This window comes from Pseudomonas sp. BTN1 (assembly GCF_001907715.1).
GTDB lineage: Bacteria > Pseudomonadota > Gammaproteobacteria > Pseudomonadales > Pseudomonadaceae > Aquipseudomonas > Aquipseudomonas paracarnis.
This window is the reverse complement of record NZ_MPBM01000019.1, coordinates 347,896-354,923: the sequence shown is the minus strand read 5'-3', so window position 1 is coordinate 354,923 and position 7,028 is coordinate 347,896. Positions and strand designations below refer to the sequence as shown.

Annotated in this window: 8 protein-coding genes; 1 reads left to right on the top strand and 7 read right to left on the bottom strand. The window is 60.0% G+C overall.

Annotated features, from left to right (window positions below):
- A partial coding sequence (locus tag BMH52_RS09255; RefSeq protein ID WP_218190420.1) for an AlgP family protein occupies window positions 1-484 on the bottom strand: 484 nt, incomplete at its 3' end.
- Window positions 485-676: 192 nt separating this feature from the next.
- Between BMH52_RS09255 and BMH52_RS09250 the strand changes: the two genes are divergently transcribed.
- Window positions 677-1,354 (top strand): FKBP-type peptidyl-prolyl cis-trans isomerase, encoded by a 678-nt coding sequence (locus BMH52_RS09250; RefSeq protein ID WP_073843440.1) that lies wholly within the window; start codon window positions 677-679, stop codon window positions 1,352-1,354.
- A 56-nt stretch (window positions 1,355-1,410) separates the two neighbouring features.
- Here the strand turns inward: BMH52_RS09250 and BMH52_RS09245 are convergent, their stop codons facing one another.
- The 6 genes from BMH52_RS09245 to hemC form a co-directional block, all read right to left on the bottom strand.
- Window positions 1,411-1,869, bottom strand: coding sequence for an Rsd/AlgQ family anti-sigma factor (locus tag BMH52_RS09245; RefSeq protein ID WP_014720442.1), 459 nt, complete (start codon window positions 1,867-1,869; stop codon window positions 1,411-1,413).
- Between the two features lie 209 nt (window positions 1,870-2,078).
- The gene (locus BMH52_RS09240; protein WP_032901899.1) at window positions 2,079-2,600 is read right to left on the bottom strand and encodes a disulfide bond formation protein B; all 522 of its coding nucleotides are present in this window, start codon (window positions 2,598-2,600) and stop codon (window positions 2,079-2,081) included.
- A 236-nt stretch (window positions 2,601-2,836) separates the two neighbouring features.
- Window positions 2,837-4,078 (bottom strand): heme biosynthesis protein HemY, encoded by a 1,242-nt coding sequence (locus tag BMH52_RS09235; protein WP_014720444.1) that lies wholly within the window; start codon window positions 4,076-4,078, stop codon window positions 2,837-2,839.
- A gap of 5 nt (window positions 4,079-4,083) precedes the next feature.
- Window positions 4,084-5,199, bottom strand: coding sequence for a uroporphyrinogen-III C-methyltransferase (locus tag BMH52_RS09230; protein ID WP_014720445.1), 1,116 nt, complete (start codon window positions 5,197-5,199; stop codon window positions 4,084-4,086).
- An 18-nt stretch (window positions 5,200-5,217) separates the two neighbouring features.
- The gene (locus BMH52_RS09225) at window positions 5,218-5,976 is read right to left on the bottom strand and encodes a uroporphyrinogen-III synthase (protein WP_014720446.1); all 759 of its coding nucleotides are present in this window, start codon (window positions 5,974-5,976) and stop codon (window positions 5,218-5,220) included.
- Window positions 5,973-6,914, bottom strand: coding sequence for a hydroxymethylbilane synthase (gene hemC / locus BMH52_RS09220; protein ID WP_019819816.1), 942 nt, complete (start codon window positions 6,912-6,914; stop codon window positions 5,973-5,975). Before hemC ends, BMH52_RS09225 begins: the two co-directional genes overlap by 4 nt.
- Window positions 6,915-7,028: the final 114 nt, after the last annotated feature.

The following is a 7,028-nucleotide window of genomic DNA, read 5'->3' as shown; positions in this document are numbered from 1 at the left end:
CAGCAGCGGTTTTAGCGGCTGGCTTGGCAGCTGGTTTGGCAGCAGCAGTTTTAGCAGTTGGCTTGGCGGCTACTTTTGCAGGCGTACGAGCACCCAGTGCTTTAGCTACGGCTTCCTTCACACGGCCAACACCTTGGGCCAGTTTCAGGCTTTCTTGAGCGTCTTTTTTGAGTTGGGAAATGTAGCTGCGGGTTTCGGCTTGGCGATCCTTGAGAGCATCCAGCAGCTCTTCAAGTTCTTTGACCGCGCCTTTGGCTTTGGCTTGTGCCTTGGACTTGCCGGCAGTGGCGGCGTCTTGCAGTTTGGTGCGGGATTTGTGCAGCTTTTCTTGCGCTTTACCGCGTTGCTTTTCCAGTTTGGCGAGCAGCTTTTCTGCATCAGCCAAGGCTTGGGAGCACGCGCTTTCCAGATGTTCGAGCAGGCTGCCCGAAAGTTGTTGGAGCAAGTGCAACGGGGTATTTACAGGCTTCTGTTTGGCCGACATGGTTTACCTCCTGGCTGACGTGGGTGCGGCTCATACTAGCCCTCTGCTCTTACCGCCGCTAGGGCATGTTGACAGTATCCTTTGCGTTGCGTTGCAGCGTGCGAAAATTCTTATCGATATAACGGAAAACCGCGCCACTTTTTACGCACTCGCACTGGCATAATCCGTCGCACTTTCGCCGGGAGAATGCCCATGTCGCGTTACCTTTTTCTAGTGTTCGGCTTGGCGATCTGCGTGGCCGATGCAAGCGAGCAACCCTCGTCATACACCACCGCCGCAACCCCGCACGATCTTGCCTATAGCCTGGGCGCAAGCCTTGGCGAACGGTTGCGCCAGGAAGTCCCCGACCTGCAGATACAGGCCCTGCTCGACGGACTCAAGCAAGCCTACCAAGGCAAGCCACTGGCGCTGGATAACGCGCGCATCGAACAGATCCTCGCGCAGCACGAAACGCAGAACGCCGCCGACGCCCAACGACCTCAAAGCGAAAAAGCACTCGCTGCCGAGCAGCAATTTCTCTCAAGGGAAAAAGCCGCAGCCGGCGTTCGTCAGTTGGCCGATGGGATCCTGCTCACCGAGCTGACACCCGGCACTGGCAACAAGCCGTTGGCCAGCGATGAAGTGCAGGTTAAATACGTGGGCCGACTGCCTGATGGAACTGTCTTCGACAAAAGTACGCAACCGCAATGGTTTCGCCTCAACAGCGTGATCAGCGGTTGGAGCAGTGCATTACAGCAGATGCCGGTGGGTGCGAAATGGCGTCTGGTGATTCCTTCAGCCCAGGCCTATGGCGCAGACGGCGCAGGTGAGTTGATCCCCCCCTATACGCCGCTGGTGTTCGAGATCGAACTACTCGGCACTCGCCACTGACCCATAAAAAAAAACGGTGCGACATGCGCACCGTTTTTCTTACCTCGCCACCAGCTTCAAGCCTGGGTGGCGGGTTCTTCCTTATGAGCGTTGTGCAGCACTTCGATCAAGCAATCTTCCAGCTCGAAACGCTCATGCAACAGCGCCCCCAACTCTTTGAATTTTTCCGCGACACATTTCCCGGCATCACACAGGTCGGTGAACGCCAGCAGCTTTTCAGTGATCACATCAATGCGCGGATAAAGCGTCTCAGCCAACTCCAGGCCACGCTGATCATCGAAGGCTTCGGCCTCCTTGGTCAGTTGCTCGTAGACGCCGAAATGGCCGGCAGACACGTAGTCCACCAACACCTCACAGAACTCCTGCAACGGCTTGCGATTCTCGCCCAACGCTTCGGGCTTGGCGCCGAGAGCATCAAAGGCCCGAACCAGTTCGTGACGTGCCTTCAACCAGCTGTCGATCAGCTTGTGCACCCCACCCCAGCGTTCCTGAGCATTCTGACAACTTTCCAACATGATGATCTCTCTTCCCTATTGGGGCGCCGCAGCTCTGTACCTGCGCAACACTTCAAGGATGAAGCAGCAGACGGACAAGGCCGCGTCTGACAAGCGGTTTGGATAACGCGTGCGGGCCAGATTATGCCCGCATGACTATGGCTTCAAGGTACGCAGGAGAGAATGTTCATACAAGTGTTTAATCCGCTCCTACAACCTGAGTCTCGTTTTCAATGTGTTGCGAGGCGCAAATGCCTGCCGAACAACAGCCGTGACACCTGCATGAACCCCAGGATCAGCATCGCCACAAAAAACAGCAGGCTCCACTCAGGCAGGCTCAAGTCAAACAGCGTCCAGTTGATTTCAACGCAATCGACCGTGCCATTGAACACCGAGCGCATTGCCTGCCAGACAGACAGGTTTTCAAGCATGTCCTGCAGGCTGGGCCAGCAATCCCCCACCTGGCTTGCCGGCCTGTTCTGCAACAGGACTTGCCGGCCTGCGGTGATGGCGCCCAGCAACGCACAGCCCATGCTCGCCAACCCATAAAGACAAAGGCCGGAACGCCCAGGTTTGTGAAGCGCGGCAATCAGGTTGATCAAGGCAAAAGAGGCGAGGAACAGGCGTTGTACCTGGCATAGAAAACAAGGTCGTAGCAGCGCACCGTATTGAAGGTAGTAAGACGCGCCCAACGTCAGCGCACCCGCCATGAACGCCAGGAAAAACAAAGAGCGTAAAGGGGCCAGAGACATTGTTTATCCGCACTGCAAGAGATAGGTCGCTACGGTAGAGGAAAGGCCCGACCCCTTTCAATACGCCCTAGAGCGGACTTTTCCTCGAAAACATAAGGACATCCCGCCACGGGCCCGAGGAAAATCAGCCAAGACAAGTAGGAATTAGTAACAAAGCCAGTTAAGCCGAGGGGTTGCAGGGTTTGAAGGGTTGGGTGTCAGATCGGTCCTAGCCAACCCATCCACCCTTTCCTACTTCAAACTCGCGCAGGCACTGGCAGCGGCGAGGACAGCAGACGATTGTCGAGCAACCCCAAGCCCTCCTGAAACAGCTGGTTGCTGCGCTCGGTATCGCCCAATTGGGCCAGCAGGCGAGCCAATTCGGCGCAGGCTTCGGGATTGCGCTGTACTTGCAGGCTGCTTTCCAGATAATCCCGCGCCTTGCCCCACAGACTGTTTTGCAGGCACAGACGACCCAGCGTCAGCAGCAGGCTGGCATCGCCTGGATGGTCCTTGAGCCAGCCTTCGGCAAACTTCAGTTGCCGCGCAGGATCACTGCCGCGCAGCAGGCCATACAACCGGATCAGGTGACTGTCATAACCGCGTTTAAGGGCGCCACGCAGCACTTCTTCGGCCTTGGCATCTGCGCCCAATCGACGCAGTTGGTCGGCATACGCCAATACCAGTTGTGGCTGTTGGCGCTGGGCTGCGGTCAGTTGCTCCCATGCGCGCTCCAGAGACTGCAACCCTGCTTCGCCTTGCTCTTCACGCTGGGCCGCCAGGCTCAGATTCTCACCCCAGGCGCGACGCTCCAGCTCGGCCAGCTCATTGGCGGGCAAGACTTTGTCCTTGCGCAGCTCAGGCAGCAGGCGAATCACAGACGACCAATCGCCACGCTGCTGATGCAGACGTTGCAACTGTCGCAGTACTTGCGCGTTGTGCGGGTGACGCTCATGCATCGCCTGAAGGGTGACCAGTGCGCCTTCCGTATCGCCACGGTCCATCTGCAACTGCGCATGACTCAGTGCAATGGCCAGTTCGGCCTGGGGCTGGCGTTCCAACGCACGCTCCAGCAAGCCGTCGGATTCCTCATAACGGCCCTGTTCATTGGCCGCACGGGCGGCACCGATGTAATACAGCAGGGGTTGGCGCTCTGCTTCGGCGGCGCGGTGCAGGTGGCGTTCGGCGCTGGCCCAGCGGCCCTCGGCGAGGTCCATCTGGCCTTGCTCGATAGCGATCTGCACACGACGGCTGCGGTTGCGTCGTGACCAGGGGTTGACCACGCCACCGGATGTGGTGACCAGGCTCCATAACACGCGGATCAGGTAAATCGCCAGGCCAATGGCGAACACCGCCACCAATGTCGCCCACAGGCTTGATTCGTAATGCAGCAGGTGAGGATAAGTAATCAACACGTAGCCGGTGTGTTTCGAAATGCCCACACCCAGGGCCAGCGCGAGCGCAATCGCGAGCACCAGGATCACATAGAAACGCTTCATCAGCTCTACTCCTGGGTCGCCGGTTTGCCAGCCGAAGCCTTGGCTTCGTCGGCAGACTGATGACGGCGTTCAAGGTACGCCTGCACAGCAGCCAGGCTCGCAGCCAAGTCAGGCGTGACCACCGACACCGCCTTGGGCTCAAGCTCGGCAATACGCGCCAGCATCGCCTTGCTCTGCGGGTTGTCCTGGTTGAAGTTGTCCTGCAATACGCTGCGCGCTTCTCCCAACGAGCGGCTGTACACCGCCGCCTCGCCGTTAAGCGCAGCCCATTGGGCTTGCTCCAGCGCCAGGCTCAAGGCCAGCCGCACTTGGTTCAGGCCTTGGCCTGCCAACAAGGGACGGATGTTGTCATCCGGGTTGAAGTCGATGCGGAAATAACGGGAGATCTGCTCCCACCACTGGCTCAACTGGTTCTGCGTATCGCTGGTGGGACGCCCCTGGGAAGCAGGCTCCGTGAGCTGATACTCCGGGGCAATCGCCGCCAGTTGCACCACCTGGTCACGCAAGGCAGCCAATTGCAGGTACAGGCCGGTACGGTCCGGTTGCTCGGTGCTGCGCAGCGCGGCCAGGCTCTTGGCCAATTGCTCCCGTGCAGCGAAAGCCCCTGGGTCGCTTTGCTCGCGAAGAATTTCGTCGGCCCCCTGCACCAGCGACTGGGCGCTGTTGATGTCTTGCAAGGCGGACAAACGCAAGCTGGCCAGACGGATCAGATGCTCGGCCTCGGCCAGGCGCCAGTCCTTACGGCTGGCACCCAACACGGTTTCCAGACGCTGGTTGAGACGCTGCTGATCACCCTGCAACTGAGTGACCAGGCGGCGACGCTCTTCCAGCTCATCCGCACCCGGCAACTGCGCCAGGCGGGCGGCCAGCTGTTGCTGGCCTTGCTTGAGGCTCTGGGACTGGTCATCCAGGGTCTGCACCTGGCCCAGTTGGTGCTGGCTGCTGGCTTGCAGGGCACGGACCTGCCAGATCCCCCAGCCGCCGGCGGCTACGCCCGCAGCGCCCAACAGCAAGGCGACGACTGCCAGGCCATTGCCACGGCGTGGCGCGCTGACCGGTGTCTCGACCGGCGCATCAAGCGCGGGCTGAGCTTCATCTTTAGGCAAGGCTGTTTCGCTCACGTATCCGTCCTTTGCGTATCAGAGAGTGGGAACGGGATAGCTCCCTAACGCCACTAACAAAGCCGCGGCACTCGCGCCGCGACAATCCACAACTTTTTCTGCACCCGCGGCCCGCGCCATTTCATATACACGCGGGCTGGGCACGAACAACGGCAGCTGTGCCACCTCTGGCCAATCGGGGCCGGCTAACGCGTGCAGGTGTAAAAAACCCTGCCCACTGCTGACCACCAGGCCGTTCAAGCGTTCCAACTGGATGCGTTGCATCAACGCGCCCTTCTCATACACCGGAAGAAAACGCCGATACAATTCCAGGTAATCGACACTAGCACCTTGCTCGCGTAAACGCTCTGCCAGCAACTCACGCCCGCCCTCGCCGCGCAGGATCAACACCCGGGCACCCGGCGCTGCAATAGCCTCGCGCAAGGCGGGCAGTTCAAGCAAGGCCTCGCTGTCATCGCCCGTGGCGGGAAAGTGAACGTTGAGGCCATGATCGGCCAATATCTGGGCCGTGGCCGCGCCGACACTGAACCAGGGCATTGGCGGCACACTGCCCCCCAACCGCAGCAACGCCAGGCGCGCAGCCGGCTTGCTCACCACGATGACGGCGCGATAGCGCGGCAGCGCGCCGAACACCGCGTGTTGCTCTGCGGTCACCGGCAAGGCTTCAGTCTCCAGCAAAGGCAGGCAGTTGCTGTGAATACCGCTCTGGGCTAATAACGCCGCCAGGGCCGTCGACTCCTCGGCAGGCCGCGTCAGCAGCACTCGCCAGTCGGTCACTGCGGGCCGGCCTCGCCATAGACTTTTTGCAAAATGGTACCCGCGCCTTTTTCCAGCAACGCTTCGGCGACCTGAATCCCCAAGGCCGTGGCATCACGTTGCGGCCCACGTACCTCGGCGGTCAGCAGGTTACCGCCGTCCGGATCACCAACCAGGCCACGCAGCCACAGGTTCTCACCCTCGAGTACGGCATAGCAGGCGATGGGCACCTGGCAGCCACCGTTGAGGTGTTTGTTCAAGGCACGCTCGGCGGTGACGCGCACTTCGGTGTCTGCGTGATCGAGAGGTTTTAGCAGCGCATGAATTTCGCTGTCGGCGGTGCGGCATTCGATTCCGACTGCACCCTGCCCGCCAGCGGGCAGGCTGTCTTCGACGCTGATGGCCGAGGTGATGCGGTCTTCAAAGCCCAGGCGGATCAGGCCGGCAGCGGCGAGGATGATCGCGTCGTATTCGCCGGCGTCGAGCTTGGCCAGGCGCGTGTTGACGTTTCCACGCAAAAAGCGGATCTGCAGGTCGGGACGCCGCGTCAGCAACTGGGCCTGGCGACGCAGGCTGGAGGTGCCAACGATACTGCCCAGCGGCAATTCGTCCAGGGACGCGAAGGTGTTGGAAACGAAGGCGTCGCGCGGGTCTTCGCGCTCGCAGATACAAAAAAGGCCCAGGCCTTCAGGGAAGTCCATGGGCACGTCTTTCATCGAATGCACGGCGATGTCGGCTTCGTTGTCCAGCAGCGCAGTTTCCAACTCCTTGACGAACAGGCCCTTGCCGCCGATTTTCGACAATGGCGAGTCCAGCAGCTTGTCGCCGCGACTGACCATGGGCACCAGGGAGACCTTGAGGCCGGGATGGGCCTGTTCAAGGCGTGCTTTGACGTATTCGGCCTGCCACAAGGCCAAGGCGCTTTTACGGGTGGCGATGCGGATTTCGCGAGAGGACATGGATCAATCCGTACTGAATAGATACGGCGGATAATAACAGCTCAGGCAAATACGCTTTGATTTGAATCAGCAAGTGCGGGGCCTCCCTGGCCACGTCGCACCGGGATAAGGAAT